Annotated in this window: 10 protein-coding genes and 1 pseudogene; 9 read left to right on the top strand and 2 right to left on the bottom strand. The window is 66.5% G+C overall.

All coding sequences use genetic code 11. The annotated features are described in order from the left end of the window. Positions 1-959: 959 nt before the first annotated feature. From dnaA to ACVILH_RS08360, 8 genes and pseudogenes are all read left to right on the top strand, one after another. A pseudogene (dnaA, locus tag ACVILH_RS08395) lies at positions 960-2394 on the top strand (chromosomal replication initiator protein DnaA). 307 nt (positions 2395-2701) lie between these two features. After that, the gene (dnaN, locus tag ACVILH_RS08390; RefSeq protein ID WP_456712465.1) at positions 2702-3820 is read left to right on the top strand and encodes a DNA polymerase III subunit beta; all 1119 of its coding nucleotides are present in this window, start codon (positions 2702-2704) and stop codon (positions 3818-3820) included. Positions 3821-3932: 112 nt separating this feature from the next. Beyond that, a complete protein-coding gene (locus ACVILH_RS08385) occupies positions 3933-4301 on the top strand; it encodes an endonuclease domain-containing protein (RefSeq protein ID WP_456712464.1) in 369 nt (122 codons plus the stop codon). Positions 4302-4384: 83 nt separating this feature from the next. Continuing rightward, the gene (gene recF, locus ACVILH_RS08380; RefSeq protein WP_456712463.1) at positions 4385-5521 is read left to right on the top strand and encodes a DNA replication/repair protein RecF; all 1137 of its coding nucleotides are present in this window, start codon (positions 4385-4387) and stop codon (positions 5519-5521) included. Positions 5522-5829: 308 nt separating this feature from the next. Next, positions 5830-8268 (top strand): DNA topoisomerase (ATP-hydrolyzing) subunit B, encoded by a 2439-nt coding sequence (gyrB, locus tag ACVILH_RS08375; RefSeq protein WP_456712462.1) that lies wholly within the window; start codon positions 5830-5832, stop codon positions 8266-8268. A gap of 89 nt (positions 8269-8357) precedes the next feature. Next, entirely contained in the window at positions 8358-8633 is a 276-nt protein-coding gene (locus tag ACVILH_RS08370; RefSeq protein WP_006610333.1) for a FitA-like ribbon-helix-helix domain-containing protein, read from the top strand. A 102-nt stretch (positions 8634-8735) separates the two neighbouring features. Continuing rightward, positions 8736-10031 carry a UDP-N-acetylglucosamine 1-carboxyvinyltransferase gene (gene murA / locus ACVILH_RS08365; RefSeq protein ID WP_456712461.1) on the top strand — a complete coding sequence of 432 codons (1296 nt, stop codon included), beginning with the start codon at positions 8736-8738 and terminating at the stop codon, positions 10029-10031. 975 nt (positions 10032-11006) lie between these two features. Next, positions 11007-12392 carry an MATE family efflux transporter gene (locus tag ACVILH_RS08360; RefSeq protein WP_456712460.1) on the top strand — a complete coding sequence of 462 codons (1386 nt, stop codon included), beginning with the start codon at positions 11007-11009 and terminating at the stop codon, positions 12390-12392. Positions 12393-12397: 5 nt separating this feature from the next. On the opposite strand, the gene ACVILH_RS08355 is transcribed toward ACVILH_RS08360, so the two are convergent. Further along, positions 12398-13540 carry an FUSC family protein gene (locus ACVILH_RS08355; RefSeq protein WP_456712459.1) on the bottom strand — a complete coding sequence of 381 codons (1143 nt, stop codon included), beginning with the start codon at positions 13538-13540 and terminating at the stop codon, positions 12398-12400. Positions 13541-13660: 120 nt separating this feature from the next. Between ACVILH_RS08355 and ACVILH_RS08350 the strand changes: the two genes are divergently transcribed. Further along, complete coding sequence (locus tag ACVILH_RS08350) at positions 13661-15028, top strand: MmgE/PrpD family protein (RefSeq protein WP_456712458.1); 1368 nt, start codon at positions 13661-13663, stop codon at positions 15026-15028. Between the two features lie 8 nt (positions 15029-15036). Here ACVILH_RS08350 and ACVILH_RS08345 read toward each other — a convergent pair whose 3' ends face one another. Beyond that, positions 15037-16443: a serine hydrolase domain-containing protein gene (locus tag ACVILH_RS08345; RefSeq protein ID WP_456712457.1), complete on the bottom strand. Its 1407-nt coding sequence runs from the start codon at positions 16441-16443 to the stop codon at positions 15037-15039. Between the last annotated feature and the right edge of the window lie 137 nt (positions 16444-16580).

Raw genomic sequence — 16580 nt, 5'->3', positions numbered from 1 at the left:
GCAATCGCAAAAAACATCGTCTCGAAAATGACTTAAGCGCATAGCGAGTCCAAGTGATTGGAAAAGCGGGTGAGCCCGGTCGAATATTAAAAAATTTATGAAGAAAATTTGCGCAGACCATGTTGTTTGTCACATCCGAGATTCCTCGCGATGATTCAAAACCTTGCTTTCTTAACGCCGAGCACCGCGCGGCAAGGTGCGCGAAGACTCGTCAGGCGTGCGCAAATCAAATGGATTGCGAGTCCCGACGCATCGTGTATTTCTTTTATCCACTCGCGGCGCCCACGATCTTGAGACCAGCGCGGTTTTAGAAACGGGGCGGACGTGCAAATCGGCGGCGGTGTGCGCGTTGGCGACGCTTTCCAAAGCGGTGGCCGGATCAATCTCCATAGCGATATGGGGAGCGACTGAATGTTGTCGAAATTTCTCGGGCGCAGCATCATCGTTGCGCCGCTTTGAACAAGAGAGATACGACATCGGTCGATCGGCTAAGGCTTGCGACGGCGGCGCTCAGCGAGTGGACAAGTTGGACGGGATTGACGTTGCTGCGGCTGAGTCTTGGGGTTCGGACGCGGCAGCATTGGGATGACAACTTGCCGTGAGCAATCACGGTAAGGCGGGGAGGTTGCATGCTTTACGGACACATTGCGGGTAAGCACCAAAGGCTGGTTCCGGATCACGCACCCTTAGAGATCGAAGTGATCGCCAGCGCGGCCATCACCAGCACGGCCATCGGCCCGCCTCTCGTGTCCCTCGCGCGTCTGAGTATGCGCTGACCTCGCGGAGATACTTTCTTCCCCAGCATCGATGAGCCCGACGGCGTGCGCGCCGAACGGTAACCTATGTCTGGAGTTGAACCTCCGCTCGAGGTCTCGCTGCGGCAGACGCGTCTTTTCCATTTGGACGTCTGCCCGGCGGTCACACGACACCACCACTCAATTCGAAAAGTTGCGACTGCCATGACAAATTCGGAACAGGAACGCTGGTCTCGCGTGAAGGGTCGGCTGCGCTCGACCGTCGGCGAGGATGTCTATACGAGCTGGTTCGCCCGCATGGACCTCGAAGCTGTCCAGGACGAAAGCGTTCATCTGTCGGTGCCGACGCGTTTCCTGAAGAGCTGGATCCAGGCGCATTATGCCGAGCGCGTGCTGTCCGCCTGGCAGGCCGAGATGCCGGAGGTGCATCGTATCGATCTGTCCGTCCGCACCGCGATGCGCTGCGCGACGCCGGCTAAGGAAGCGCCGGCTCCGGTCGAGGCGCGCCGCGTCGAGCGCAACGATGCCAAGCCGGCGGCCGACACGCGCGCCCCGGTGACGATGACTCCGGTCGCAGCCAGCCACGACGCGCTCGGCGGCTCGCCGCTCGATCCGCGCCTGACCTTCGCAAGCTTCGTCGTCGGCCGCGCCAACACGCTGGCGCATGCCGCCGCGCGTCAGGTCGCCGACGGCCGCCGCGGTGATCCCGTGATGTTCAACCCGCTCTACATCCATGCCGGCGTCGGCCTCGGGAAGACGCATCTGCTGCAGGCCGTGACCTGGGCCGGCAATGCCGGCGGCGAGCGCAAGGTGCTGTATCTCACCGCTGAGAAGTTCATGTACGGCTTCGTCGCGGCGCTGAAATCCCAGACGGCGCTGGCGTTCAAGGAAGCGCTGCGCGGCATCGACGTGCTGGTGATCGACGATCTGCAGTTCCTACAGGGCAAGTCGACGCAGGCCGAGTTCTGCCACACGCTGAACGCGCTGATCGATAGCCGGCCGCCAGGTGGTGATCGCCGCCGACCGGCCGCCGTCCGATCTCGAGAGCCTCGACGACCGCGTCCGCTCGCGGCTCGCCGGCGGCCTCGTCGTCGAGATGGCGACGCTCGGCGAGGATCTGCGCCTCGGCATTCTCAAGTCGCGCGTCGCAGCCGCCCGCGCCCATCATGCGAGCTTCGACGTGCCTGAGCCGGTGCTCGACTATCTCGCCCGCTCCATCACCCATAACGGCCGCGATCTCGAAGGCGCGATCAATCGCCTGCTCGCGCATTCCAAGCTGAACAATCAGCCGGTCACGCTGGACATGGCCGAGCGTGAGGTGCGCGATCTCGTCCGTCCGCAGGAGCCGAAGCGGATCAAGATCGAGGACATCCAGCGCGTGGTGGCGCGGCAGTACAATGTCAGCCGCTCCGACCTGCTGTCGTCGCGCCGCACCGCCAATGTCGTGCGCCCGCGCCAGGTCGCGATGTATCTGGCGAAGACGCTGACCCTGCGGTCGCTGCCCGAGATCGGCCGCCGCTTCGGCGGGCGCGACCACACCACCGTGCTGCACGCCGTGCGCAAGATCGAGGCCCTGGTCGGCAAGGACGTCACGCTGAACGATGAGGTCGAGTCGCTCAAGCGCCAGTTGCAGGACTAGCTCGCCCGCACGGCCAGCCGGTCGGCTGAGGGGGTGCGGACAGAACGTCCGGCCCCAGCCGCTCTCGTCACGTCATTCCGACGTCCTCCCATCAGCTCACCGGCACGCGGAAACGCCTGCCGAAACATGGGAAATCGGCCCGCTGTCCCTTGCGCTTGGGCCTTATCCGCGCCACTTTACGCCTCCCCTTCACGCTCCTGGACGCTGAAAAAGCGACCGTTCGGGCGCGAGGTGTCATCGGCCGCGGCGCTGCTCCAGCCCGCCGGCATTCCAGGACGAGCTCAGTTGGGAACGGGCGGGTAGTGCAATGAAGGTAACCGTCGAACGCGCGCAGCTCCTGAAGTCGCTGGGCCACGTCCATCGCGTGGTCGAGCGCAGGAACACCATCCCGATCCTGGGCAACGTTCTGGTCCGCGCCGAGAATGCCCGGCTGTCGCTGCGCGCCACCGACCTCGACCTCGAAGTCACGGAAACGCTGGCCGCCGAGACCGCCACCGCGGGCTCCACCACCGTCCCGGCGCACATGTTCTACGACATCGTGCGCAAGCTGCCGGACGGCTCGCAGATCGTGCTGGAGAGCGACGGCGAGCGCGCGGTGCTCGCGATCCGCGCCGGCCGCTCCAAATTCACCCTGCAGACCCTGCCGGAGAGCGACTTCCCCGATCTCGCCGCCGGCGAGATGACGCACGCCTTCGGCGTTCCCGCCAAGGACATCAAGAGCCTGATCGACCGCACGCAGTTCGCGATCTCCACCGAGGAGACGCGCTATTACCTCAATGGCATCTATCTGCATGCCGGCGGCACCGCCAAGCAGCCGACCCTGCGCGCGGTGGCCACCGACGGCCACCGCCTCGCCCAGGTCGATCTGCCGCAGCCGGCCGGCGCGGCCGAGATGCCCGGCGTGATCGTGCCGCGCAAGACTGTCGGCGAGGTGCAGCGCCTGATCGAGGACAATGACAGCGAGATCAGGATCGAGCTGTCGCAGGGCAAGATCCGCTTCACCTTGGGACAGGTGGTGCTGACCTCGAAGCTGATCGACGGCACATTCCCGGATTACGGCCGCGTCATTCCGCAGAACAACGACAAGGAGCTGGTCGTCGACAAGGCCGACTTCGCCGCCGCCGTCGACCGCGTCTCCACCATCTCCAGCGAGCGCGGCCGCGCCGTGAAGCTCGCGCTTTCCGCCGGCAAGCTGGTGCTGTCGGTGACCAACCCGGACTCCGGCAGCGCCACCGAGGAGCTCGAGGTCGAATACGCCTCCGACGCGCTCGATATCGGCTTCAACTCGCGCTACCTGCTCGACATCGCCGCCCAAATCGAAGGCGAGGTCGCGGTGCTGCGATTGGCTGACCCGGGCTCGCCGACCCTGATCCAGGACCGCGACAACCGGAACGCGCTGTACGTGCTGATGCCGATGCGGGTGTGAGGCTCAGAAAGCTGAGCGCGCGCCGCACGCAACACGTGGGACAAGCCACACGACGAGACCCCCTCTCCCCTTGCGGGAGAGGGTGCCGAGCGAAGCGAGGCGGGTGAGGGGTATGCCTCCGCGATCACCGAGCCATCGGACGACATCCAGACGCATCCGCGGCTTCGCCAGGACGATGCGACGTGAGCCGACCGAGTCAGAGGCGGCCATGTGGCGTCTGCTCCGTGATCGCAGGTTCGAAAGCTACAAATTCCTTCGTCAGGCCCCTGTGGAGCAATTCATCCTGGATTTCGTCTGCTTCGAAAAGCGCCTGATCATCGAGATCGATGGCAGCCAGCATGCTGACAATGAGAAGGACATCGAGCGAGACGCAATCTTGAAAGCCGCTGGATTTCGCATCGTTCGCTATTGGAACAACGATGTGCTGTACAACGCGTCCGCTGTCCAAGAGGACATCCTCGCGAAGTTGAGCGAGCCGTGAGATACCCCTCACCCGCCGCCTTCGGCGGCACCCTCTCCCGCAAGGGGAGAGGGGATTTTGAGCGTGTGGCCTAGATCCCTCCAATGACCCCCTCCCGCATCAATCGCCTGTCGCTGACGCATTTCCGCAGCTATCGCGCGGCTGGTGTCAGCGTGCAGGCGGATTTGGTGGCGCTGGTCGGGGCCAATGGCGCCGGCAAGACCAATTGCCTGGAGGCCATCTCGTTCTTCGCGCCCGGCCGCGGCCTGCGCCGCGCCACACTTGAGGATGTCGCCGACAACCAGGGCGACGGCTCCTGGGCGGTTTCCGCGGAGGTCGAGGGCGCGCTGGGACTGACGACCTTCGGCACCGGCATCGAGCCGCCGCGCGGCGATGCCAGCACCACGCGCCGCTGCCGCATCGACCGCGAGCCGGTCGGCTCGGCCGCCGCGTTCGGCGACCACATCCGCATGGTGTGGCTGACGCCGGCGATGGACGGCCTGTTCATGGGTGCGGCGTCCGAGCGAAGGCGGTTCTTCGACCGCCTGGTGCTGGCGATCGACAGCGAGCATTCCAGCCGCGTCTCGGCGCTGGAGCGCTCGTTGCGCTCGCGCAACCGGCTGCTCGAGGTGCGCAATTTCGACGACCATTGGTGTGAGGCGATCGAGCGCGAGACCGCCGAGCTTGCGGTCGCCGTCGCCGCAAGCCGTGGCCAGACCGCCGTGAAGCTCGCCGCGATGCTGCGTCAGCGCGGGGCTGCGTCCGCTTTCCCCTCCGCCGAGATCGCGCTCGACGGCTGGATGGAGAACGCGCTGCTCACCGAGCCCGCCCTCGCGGTCGAGGATCGCTATCGCGCACTGCTGCGCGACAATCGCGCGCGCGATGCCGCCGCGGGCCGCACGCTCGACGGGCCGCATCTCACCGACCTGCACGTGATCTACGCGCCCAAGAACATGCCGGCGCGCGATGCCTCGACCGGCGAGCAGAAGGCGCTCTTGATCGGCCTGATCCTCGCGCATGCGACCTTGGTCGCCGAGACCACCGGCATCGTGCCGATGCTGCTGCTCGACGAGATCGTCGCCCATCTCGATCCCGGCCGCCGCACCGCATTGTTCGCCGAGCTCGGCACGCTCGGCGCCCAGGTGTGGCTGACCGGCGCCGATCCGGCCGCGTTCGCCGAGCTGCGCGAGCTCGGGGAAATCTTCGACGTCGAAGGCGGCCGCATCACCGCGCGGCGCTGACGGCCGCCCATCCCTCGCCTCCGGCTTCTCCGGCCCCCGCGGAAACGTCCCCCCGAGCCGGAACCTGCGCATGGGAGGAAGGCCCCTCGGCGCTCCTCACGAGGCCCTTCAGAGGCGCTCCGAATCGGCCTTTCGCAAGCCCCGCAGAGGGCCTTCGAACGGCTTGAAAAACCGTTAAAAAAACCCATCTCTTCAACATCTTAAGGCACGCCTTTTTGCGCTAGGCGCGCCCCGTCTTTCATGGCACAAAGAGCGCTCTCAGCACCCTTGCGCGACCTCGCCCTTCGGGACCCCTTCAAAGGCCTCACATGACCGAACCCGCCCGGCAAACCATCGCCGACACCGAGCCTGCAACCGCGAACGAATACGGCGCAGAATCGATCCGGGTGTTGAAGGGCCTGGATGCCGTGCGCAAGCGCCCGGGCATGTATATCGGCGACACCGATGACGGCTCCGGCCTGCATCACATGGTCTACGAGGTCGTCGACAACGCCATCGACGAGGCGCTGGCCGGCTATGCGACCCGCGTCGAGGTCGTGCTCAACGCCGACAATTCCGTCACCGTGCGCGACGACGGCCGCGGCATTCCCGTGGACATCCACAAGGGCGAAGGCGTCTCGGCGGCCGAGGTCATCATGACCCAGCTGCACGCCGGCGGAAAGTTCGACCAGAACTCCTACAAGGTCTCCGGCGGCCTGCATGGCGTCGGCGTCTCCGTCGTCAACGCGCTGTCGAGCAAGCTCGAGCTGCGCATCTGGCGCGACGACAAGGAGCATCTGATCGAGTTCGCCCATGGCGACGCCGTGGCGCCGCTCCGCGTGGTCGGCGAGGGTCAGGGCAAGCGCGGCACCGAGGTGACGTTCCTGGCGTCGACCGAGACCTTCAAGATCGTCGAATACGACTACGCCACGCTCGAGCATCGCCTGCGCGAGCTCGCGTTCCTCAACTCCGGCGTCCACATCATCCTCTCCGACATGCGCCATGCGGTCGAGAAGCGCGAGGAGATGTTCTATTCCGGCGGCGTCGAGGAGTTCGTCAAATATCTCGACCGCAACAAGAAGGCGATCGTTCCCAATCCGATCATGGTGCGCTCGGAGGCCAACGGCATCACCGTCGAGGCCGCGCTGTGGTGGAACGACAGCTACCATGAGAACGTGCTGTGCTTCACCAACAACATCCCGCAGCGCGACGGCGGCACCCATCTCGCCGGCTTCCGCGGCGCGCTGACGCGCCAGGTCAACGGCTATGCCGAGGCCAATGCGAAGAAGGAAAAGATCGCGCTGACCGGCGACGACTGCCGCGAGGGACTCACGGCCGTGCTGTCGGTGAAGGTGCCGGATCCGAAGTTTTCGTCGCAGACCAAGGACAAGCTGGTGTCCTCGGAAGTGCGCCCCGTGGTCGAGAACGTCCTCAACGAGGCGCTGTCGGCGTGGTTCGAGGAGCATCCGTCGGAGGCCAAGACCGTCGTCGGCAAGGTGATCCAGGCGGCCGCAGCCCGCGAGGCCGCGCGAAAGGCGCGCGAGCTGACGCGCAAGAATCCGCTCAACAACATCGCCTCGCTGCCTGGCAAGCTCGCCGACTGCCAGGAGAAGGATCCCGCGAAATCCGAGCTGTTCATCGTCGAGGGTGACTCGGCCGGCGGCAGCGCCAAGCAGGGCCGCAACCGCGAGTTCCAGGCGGTGCTGCCGCTGCGCGGCAAGATCCTCAATGTCGAGCGCGTGCGCCCCGATAAGATGCTGTCGAGCGAGCAGATCGGCACCTTGATCACCGCGCTCGGCACCGGGATCAGCGACGATTTCTCGATCGACAAGCTGCGCTATCACAAGATCATCGTGATGACCGACGCCGACGTCGACGGCGCCCACATCCGCACTTTGCTGCTGACGTTCTTCTACCGGCAGATGCGCCAGATCATCGATCGCGGCCACCTCTACATCGCCCAGCCGCCGCTCTACAAAGTGACGCGAGGCAAGTCCGAGCAGTATCTGAAAGACGAGCGCGCGCTCGAGGACTACCTGATCGGCACAGGCCTCGACGATTGCGTGTTCCGGACCGCCGACGGCGAGGAGCGCAAAGGCCGCGACCTCTTGGCGCTGGTCGAGGAGGCGCGGCTGGTGCGCAACATCCTGCGCAACCTGCACTCGCGCTACGACCGCAAGGTGGTCGAGCAGGCCGCGATCGCCGGCGTCTTGCGCGCGGACATCACCCGCGACATCGCCACCGCCGATGCCGCGGCCGAGTACATCGCCAAGCGGCTCGACGTGCTGGCGGACGAGGTCGAGCGTGGCTGGATCGGCCATTTCGTCGAGGGCCAGGGCTTCACGTTCGAGCGCACCGTGCGCGGCGTCAAGGACGTGGCTGTCATCGACGACGCGCTGCTTGCGTCGGCCGACGCGCGCAAGCTCGACGACTACGCCGCCCGCCTCCAGGACGCCTATGCCAAGCCCGGTGCCTTGCGCCGCGGCGACACCCAGACCGTGATCCACGGCCCGGTCGACCTGTTCGAGGCGGTCACCGATTCCGGCCGCAAGGGCATCGCGATGCAGCGCTACAAAGGGCTGGGCGAGATGAACCCGCAGCAGCTCTGGGAAACCACGCTCGACACCGAGGCGCGCACCTTGCTCCAGGTGAAGGTCAAGGAGGTCGACGAGGCCGACGACATCTTCACCAAGCTGATGGGCGACGTCGTCGAGCCGCGCCGCGAGTTCATCCAGGACAACTCGCTGTCGGCGAACGTGGACGTGTAGGCAGGGACGCCGCAGCGGTTCTCGATAGGCCGCTGTGCAACTCGGCATGTGATATTGGCGTTCTCGCTGTTCTTACGGAGGACATCGTCATGACCACTGTCACTGTTCGTGAACTTTCCGACGAAATCCATCGGGCTCTCAAGCTGCGCGCCACGCAAAATGCCCGCAGCATTGAGGCCGAAATCCGCGCCATTCTCGACGAAGCGACAAGTCCGAGCGACAGGCTGCGCATCGGCAGCAAACTCTCGGAGATGAGCCGCGCGATCGGCCTCACGACTGCCGACGTCGAGTTGCTGGAGCGGCAGCGGCTAGCCTGCCGCAAGGCCCAACACCGAATAAACCTGCTCGGCCCGGAGACTCTTTAGGACAGTGGTCTGCGTGCGGCTTCCGTGATAATTGCACGCCGGAGCGAGGTTCCGCTGTCGCCGGCGCCGCCTTTGACCTCAGCATCAAAAACGGACCGACACATGGCGCCCATTCAATACATCGTCGAGGGTGGTCACCGGCTCAAGGGCGCGATCGAGCCGTCGGGCAACAAGAACGCGGCGCTGCCGATCATTGCAGCGGCGCTTCTGACCGATCATCCGGTGACGCTCGACAACGTGCCGCGCATCCGCGACACCGAGACCCTGGTCGAACTGGTGCGCTCGGTCGGCGCGTCGGCTGAATGGCGCGGCCGGAACAGGCTCGCGATCCATGCCAAGGACATCCGCGCCGCCGATCTCGATCCGGACCTGTGCGCACGCATCCGCGCCTCGATCCTGCTCGCCGGTCCCCTACTCGCCCGCTGCGGCGAAGTGGCGCTGCCGCCGCCCGGCGGCGACGTCATCGGCCGGCGCCGGCTCGACACGCATTTCCTCGCCTTCGAGCAGCTCGGCGCCACTGTCACCGCAACCGACAAGATCGAGCTGCGCGCCTCCGGCCTGAAGGGCGCCGACGTCTTCCTCGACGAGCCCAGCGTCACCGCCACCGAGAACGCGCTGGTCGCGGCGGTGGCCGCGCACGGCACGACGTACCTGCGCAACGCCGCCTCCGAGCCGCATGTGCAGGATCTCGCGCATTTCCTGGTGGCGCTCGGCGCCAATATCGAGGGAATCGGCACCAACACCATGGTGATCCATGGCGCCAGCACGCTCGGCCAGGCGTCCTACGCGATCCAGCCCGACCACATCGAGGTCGGCTCGCTGATCGGGCTTGCCGCGGTGACGCGCTCGCCGTTGCGCATCGTGCGCGCCGGCACCGAGCATCTGCGCTCGATCCGCATGGGCTTCGAGCGGCTCGGCATCGTCTGCGAGGTGGCTGGCGACGACCTCATCGTGCCCTCCGACCAGACGCTCAAGATCAAGGACGATTTCGGCGGCCACGTGCCGAAGCTCGAAGACCAGCCCTGGCCGGCCTTCCCCGCCGATCTGATGTCGATCGCGATCGTCACCGCCACGCAATGCGAGGGCGTGATCCTGATGTTCGAGAAGATGTTCGAGTCGCGGATGTTCTTCGTCGACAAGCTGATCTCGATGGGCGCGCGCATCGTGCTGTGCGATCCGCACCGCGCCATCGTCGCCGGTCCGAGCCAGCTGCGCGGCGCCCGCGTCGTCTCCCCCGACATCCGCGCCGGCATGGCCATGCTGCTCGCCGCGCTCTGCGCCGAAGGCACGTCCACTATCGACAACGCCGACCAGATCGAACGCGGCTACGAGCGCATCGACGAGCGCCTCAACGCGCTCGGCGCAAAGATCACGCGTGTGCCGGAGCGCGGGCGGTAGGCGTTTTCAGGAACGGCTGTTTGCTCGCAGCAGCTAGATGATCGCGATGCCAGCGAATGCGCCCTCTCCCCTTGCGGGAGAGGGCCTCACCGGCCCATCGGCGAATTCGCGTGGGGTGAGGGGTATCTTTCCGCGAGCGACGCTCGTAGCGACATACCCTCACCCAACCGAGCTTGCCGGACTGTCCTCAATGCCCTCTCCCGCAAGGGGAGAGGGCGCAATCATGGGCACTGCGCTTTGCCTCGATTTGCAGCCAAGATCAGGTAAGAGCGCTACTCGCCCGCAGAAGCACTCGTCGCCCGCATGGATGGCTGAGGGCTCGCGAGCCCAGCCCGGCCAAGCTGCCGTCGGGCAGACTGCCGTTTTTCAGAATTTTTTGCTTGCTTTAATTCCGAACTTCAGAAATACTACGCCCATCCCGTCCTCGCTGAGAGGGGCGCTTCGCGATCGTCACGAACGTTGAGGGTGGGGATGCGATGGATGCGGCGGCTTTCAGCGCGCGCTCGGGGCAACTCGAGTTGGCGCGTGGACGAAGGAGCGGTCGCATACGGCGAAATCGTATGGTCCTGGCCTCCCGACGCTGAGGTCAAGCCGGCGAACGATCTGTCGGTGACGGTGGCCAATAAGCCCGGCGCACCGGGGAGAGTACGTATAAGCCGTTCCAACCATTGCGCAGGGAAGGCCGGTTGTGCGGCCCACCTGTGGTGACTGCCGCCTGCTACTTCTTTTGCAGGCGGGCCATGGGTGTGGTCAAGCACCCGGCCTTCCCTGCGCCCTCTCTTTCGAGGGCCACTCATTCCGCAAAGCTCGGGCGCGAAAGATGCCGCGAGAACGACAGGGCGCGCGCACGCGGCGGGCGTGCGATCCGACAGCTCATATGGATGTCGCCCGGCTGCGCTCATACGCCGCACGTTTCCGAGAGAGAATAAAGCCCGTGATGTGCAGGAACCGGCGGAGGCTGCTATAGCCGCGTCCATGACCCCCATCGTTGCAACCGATCATGCGCCGCTACCGGCGGCGCCGCCGCCTTCTTTCACCGTCGAGCTCTGGGAGACGATCCGGCTCGCCGCGCCGATGGCGCTGACGCAACTGTCGCAGATCGCAATGATGTCAACCGACCTCGCTTTCATCGGCCGGCTCGGCGGCGATGCGGTCGCGGCGGCCGCGTTGTCCGGCACCGTGTATTTCGTCGGCTCGACCTTCGGCATGGGCCTGATGTCGGCGGTGGCGCCGCTGGCCGCCCAAGCATTCGGCGCAGGCGATGCCGGGCTCGTCCGGCGCGCGCTGCGCGTCGGCCTGTGGACCGGTCTCTTCATTGCGCTGCCGATCATGCTGATCGCGCTGAACGGCGAAGCCATCCTGCTGGCACTCGGACAGGCCCCCGGCGTCGCGCATCTCGCGCAGGATTATCTCGCCGGCCTCGCCTGGGGCATCGCGCCGATGCTGTGGTTCCTGGCGCTGCGCAGCTTCATGGGCGCGGTCAATCGCCCCGAGCCGGTGCTCTGGATCACGCTGGCCGCGATCCCGCTCAATGCTTTGCTGGTGTATCCGCTGCTCTACGGCGAGTGGGGTTTTCCGCGCCTCGGCCTGACTGGGGTCGGGCTCGCGACCTCCACCGTGAATCTCGCGACCTTTCTTGCCGGGCTGTGGTTTGCCGTCGCCCGTCCGCCATTCCGCGACTATCACGTGCTGTCGCAACTGGGTCGCATCGACTGGCCGCTGATGCGCCAGCTCCTCGTCATCGGCGCGCCGATCTCGCTATCGTTCTTGCTGGAATACGGCCTGTTCTCGGCGGCCGCTATCCTGATGGGGTTGATCAGCACGCCGGCGCTGGCCGCGCATCAGATCGCGCTGCAGATCACGGCGATCCTGTTCATGGTGCCGTTCGGCATCAGCATGGCCGCGACCGTGCGCGTTGGCCATGCCGCCGGACGCAACGATCCGCATGGCGCTCGCCGCGCCGGCCTGATGGCGATGCTGCTCGGCCTCGTCCTCGCGATCTTGTTCACGCTCGGCATCATCGTCGCGCGCTTCGAGATCGTGCAGCTGTTCCTCGGCTCTGGCCTGGCTGATGCGAAGGCGACGGCGACGCTGGCCGCCACGCTGCTGCTCGTCGGCACCACCTTCTTCATCACGGACGCCCTGCAGACCATCGCCGTCGGCGCGCTGCGCGGCATCAAGGACACGCGCGTGCCGCTGCTGCTCGCCGTGCTCGGCTATTGGCTGATCGGCTTCCCCGCGTCGTACATGCTCGGCCTGCACACGCAGCTCGGCGCGATCGGCATCTGGATCGGGCTGTCGAGCGGCACCGCGATCTACGCAGCCTTGCTGGTGCTGCGCTTCGTCCGGCTGTCACGATGACGAGGTCACGCGCCGGCGGTATCGGACGTGTCCGCCGGCTCCGGCCGGTGCGGCTTGCCCGGCGATGCACCGGCCCATTCGGCCACCACGCGCTCGAGATCGATCAGGTTCTGCCGCATCTGGTCGAGCGAGAAGCCGAGCGCGAAGAAGCGTTCGGCGGCGTCGCCCGGCAGGCCGCGCGTGAGACCATCGCTGCGCACGGCCGCAACCGCCTCGGCATAGGCCTTGACCGCGACATGGACCGGCCAGATCGCCGGCGGGCCGGAGCCGTTGCGGATCGCGGCGGCGCAGCCGCGCAGATAGGTCGCGATCGCGTCAGCGACGCGCGTGACCGGCCCCGACAGGCGCGCCTGCAGCTCCGACGGCAGCGGCACCACGCTGGCGCGGCCGATCATGACGACGTCATGGCGCAAGCGCAGAATGGTCCGCAGCAGCGGACCGGTGTCGGCGCCCGACGACAGCCGTGCCGAACGCTCGCGCTCCGCTTCAGTGCCGGTGGCGTTCAGTTCGTTCAAGGCGGTGCCGATGCCGTCCTGGATCCGATGCAGCGCGTCGTTGTCGCGGCCGCGCGACAGGCCGGCCAACAGCTCGGTGAAGGCGGCCGCGATCAGCTCGAGCAGACGCCCGGCGGCGCTGCGCATCTGCACATGCGCACGCGACGGCAGCACCACGAACGACACCGCAAGCCCGGTGAGCGCGCCGACCGCGACCTCGAACACGCGATCGATCGCCGAGCCCAGCGGATCGAGATGCCCCATGGTGGGGACCAGCAGCACGATGACGGCGGTCACCGTGGCGGCATTGAGACTCGGGTTGAGCGCGGCGATGAAGGCGAGCGGCGTCACCGCGACGATCAGCATGCCCAACAATTGCAGTTCGCCGGAATGCGGAATGAAGACGGTGATGGCGCCGCCATAGATCGCGCCGCCGATGGTGCCGAACATGTAGTCGCGCGTCGCCTTCAGCGAACGGCCGACGCTGCCCTGGGTCACGATCAGCGAGGTCAGCACCGCCCACAGCGGCAGCTTGAGCTGGAAAGCCGTGGCGATGGCGAAGGCGAGCGTCGCCGCCACCGTGCCGCGCACGGCGAGCGACATCTGCGCCTTGCGGGCGCGCACCCGGCCGAACAGCTCCTTCATCGACGCCATCAGTCACTCACCTCGAACGGACCAGCCCGGTACCGGCATGGCAGCTCTTCGCGGCTCGGAACCGGCTTGAAAGCCGGAATCAGTCTGCCTACGGTCGCTGCAACGATGTGAGGAAACACGATGGCCCAGGAAACCGCAACGCTCGCCGCCTATGTCGCCGAGCTGAAATATGACGATATCCCGCACGAGGTGCTCGACCGCGCCAAGGTGCTGACCCTCGATTTTCTCGGCAGCGCCATCCGCGCCCGGCGCGAGGCGGAATCGACGCCGTCGGTGGTCAACATGCTGGCCGCGCTGAAGCTGGACGCGGCGGGCGAGGCCACCGTGTTCGGCGACAGCAGGACCTGGACTCCGGCGGTGGCTGCGCTGCTGAACGGGACGATGGGCCATTCGCTCGACTTCGACGACACCCACGCGGACTCCTCGCTGCATCCGAGCGCGCCGGTGGTACCTGCGGCCTTCGCCGTGGGCGAAATGGTCGGTGCGTCCGGCCGCGAGGTGCTGACCGCGATCGTCGCAGGTTATGAGGTGTGCTGCCGGCTCGGCAATGCGCTCGATCCGACCTCGCATTACGCGCGCGGCTTTCATCCGACGGCGACCGCCGGCACCTATGGCGCGGCCGCGGCGGCCGGCAAGCTGTTCGGATTATCCGAGCAGCAGCTGGTCTATGCCTTCGGCGTCTCCGGCAGCCAGGCCGCGGGCTCGCTGCAATTTCTCGTCAACGGCGCCTGGAACAAGCGCTACCAGGTCGGGGCGTCGGCGATGAATGGCGTCATCGCGGCGACGCTCGCCAAGAACGATTTCGTCGGCGCGATCGAATCCGTCGAGGGCAAGCATGGCCTCTTGGTCGGCTACACTGATACGCCGCATCATGAGAAGGCGGTTGCGGGTCTCGGCACGACCTACGAGACGATGAAGATCGGCGTGAAGCCGTATCCGAGCTGCCGCTACACCCATGCCGCGATCGACGCCATCATCGCGTTGCGCCGCGAGCACAATCTGACGCCGGACCAGGTCAAGCGCGTCGAGGTCGGCCTGCATCGCAACGGCATCACGCTCACGGGCGATGCGAGCACAAAGCGGCATCCGACCTCGATCGTCGGCGGCCAGTTCTCGATGTTCTTCACTGGCGCGCTGGCGCTCGACCAGGGCCGCTTCGGCTGGGACGACTACACGCGGCTCGGCGATCGCGCGATCAACAGCCTCGCCGACAAGTTCGACGTCGTGCAGGACGAGAAATTGGAAGGCCGCAGCCATCCGTTCGGCGCGCGCGTCACCATCACCACCGAGGACGGCGTGCACGAGCGGCTGCACGACGATCCCTCGGGCGAGCCGACCTCGTTTCCGACGGCACAGGCGATGAGCGACAAGTTCATCACCCTGGCGCGGCCGGTGCTGAGCAGCCGCGCGCAGAGCTTTGCCGATGCGATCCTGTCGCTGGAGCGGTTCGATCGCGTCGAGCAGGCCACCGCTTTGGGGAGGGCTTGATCCACACATCACTCCCCACGCGTCGCCGCGATCACGTCGCTCACGAGCTGCGCCACGCCGTCGGCTTCCGGCGGCCAGTTCACGGTGCGGCCGAAGCGCGCGATGACCAGGCGCTCGGAGGGGATGACGATGACATATTGGCCGAGCGAGCCCTTGGCGAAGAAGGCATCGCGCGGCCAGCCATGGGAGGCGCGGTAGTTGGCGCCAAAGCTGTCGCCGCTGTTGGTCCAGAAGCCGGCGCCGAGCCCGACGAAGGCGCCCGGTGTCGGCGTCCTGACATACGCGACCCAGCCGGCGGGCAGGATGCGGCGGCCGCCGACCACGCCGTCGTCGAGATACAGTTGGCCGAGCCGTGCCCAGTCGCGCGCCGAGGCGAGCATCTGGCTCGATCCTTCCGGCGTGCCTGCGGCATCGAATTCGATGGTGACGTTGCGCATGCCGAGCGGATCGAACAGCTCGCGATGCGCAAAGCGAAGCACATCCGCGGCGCTACCGCCGGCGGCGTCGCGGATCAGATGCGAGAGGATGATGGTGTTGCCGTCGTGATAGTTGCTGACCGCGCCTGGTGGGGTTTCGAGCGGCATCGACTCGGCGAACGCCGCGCGGTCGGGCTCGATGAACTTCATGCGGTTCACGGGCTCGAGCGCCGACAACAACGACGCCTGCAGCGAGCTGCCGAGCGCAAGCCCGGCGGTGTGGCGGAGCAGATGATCGACGGTGATGGCATGACGCGGGTCGTTGTCGCTGCGCCACGCCACGACGGGCGCAGGCGCATGGAGCGCGAGCTTGCCCTGGCGGACGAGGATGCCAATCAAGGTCGCGGTCATCGACTTGGTCGCGGAGAAGCCGAGCAAGGGCGTGTCGAGCGTGTAGCCCGGCGCGTAGCGCTCGGCGATCAGCTTCCAGTCCTTGAGCACGACGACCGCATGGGTCCGCCGAAAAGGTGGCGCCTCGGGCTCGCTGAACGCGCGGTCGACGGCTGCGGCGAGGGCTGGAGTCGCCGGTGTCACCAGCTGCGGCGGAGCGATGTCGGGCAGCAAGGCCGGCTCCGGGGCGGCAGGCCGGATGGTGGGCCAGCCGTGCGCCTCGCCATGATCGAGATGGCAGCCGAGGCCGTCCCGATACACCGCACGGCTGCGGCCGAGCCCGAGCAGCGTCACGGACACGTCCTTGGCGGCGCGATCCACCTGGACATTCATGGCCCAGGTCAGCAGCCCAGCGCCGGGCATCGCGTCCCGTGTCTCCGACAGGATCCGGTCCGGATCGAGACCGGAGACGAACGTCTCCGAGCACAGCACGCTGGCGATGAAGCCTGTCGCCACCTGCGGCACGTCGCGAGCACGGGCGGCGCCGATCGCCAGAGCGGTCAGAGCAGCGGTGGAGGCGAGAACGAGAAGCAGGCGGCGGCGGGTCATGGACAGCTCCGGCAGATGGACCTGCCGGACCACACCGCAGTGGCCGTCGCGCGGCTCGCCGATTTCGAAACAGACAACCTCCGAAACCGACAGCAGCCTCGCCGATTTCGGAATTCTCCTTTTATTTCAGAGTTCGG

The sequence above is a fragment of the Bradyrhizobium sp. USDA 4353 genome, assembly GCF_054063215.1.
This window is presented reverse-complemented; position numbering and strand designations above follow the sequence as displayed.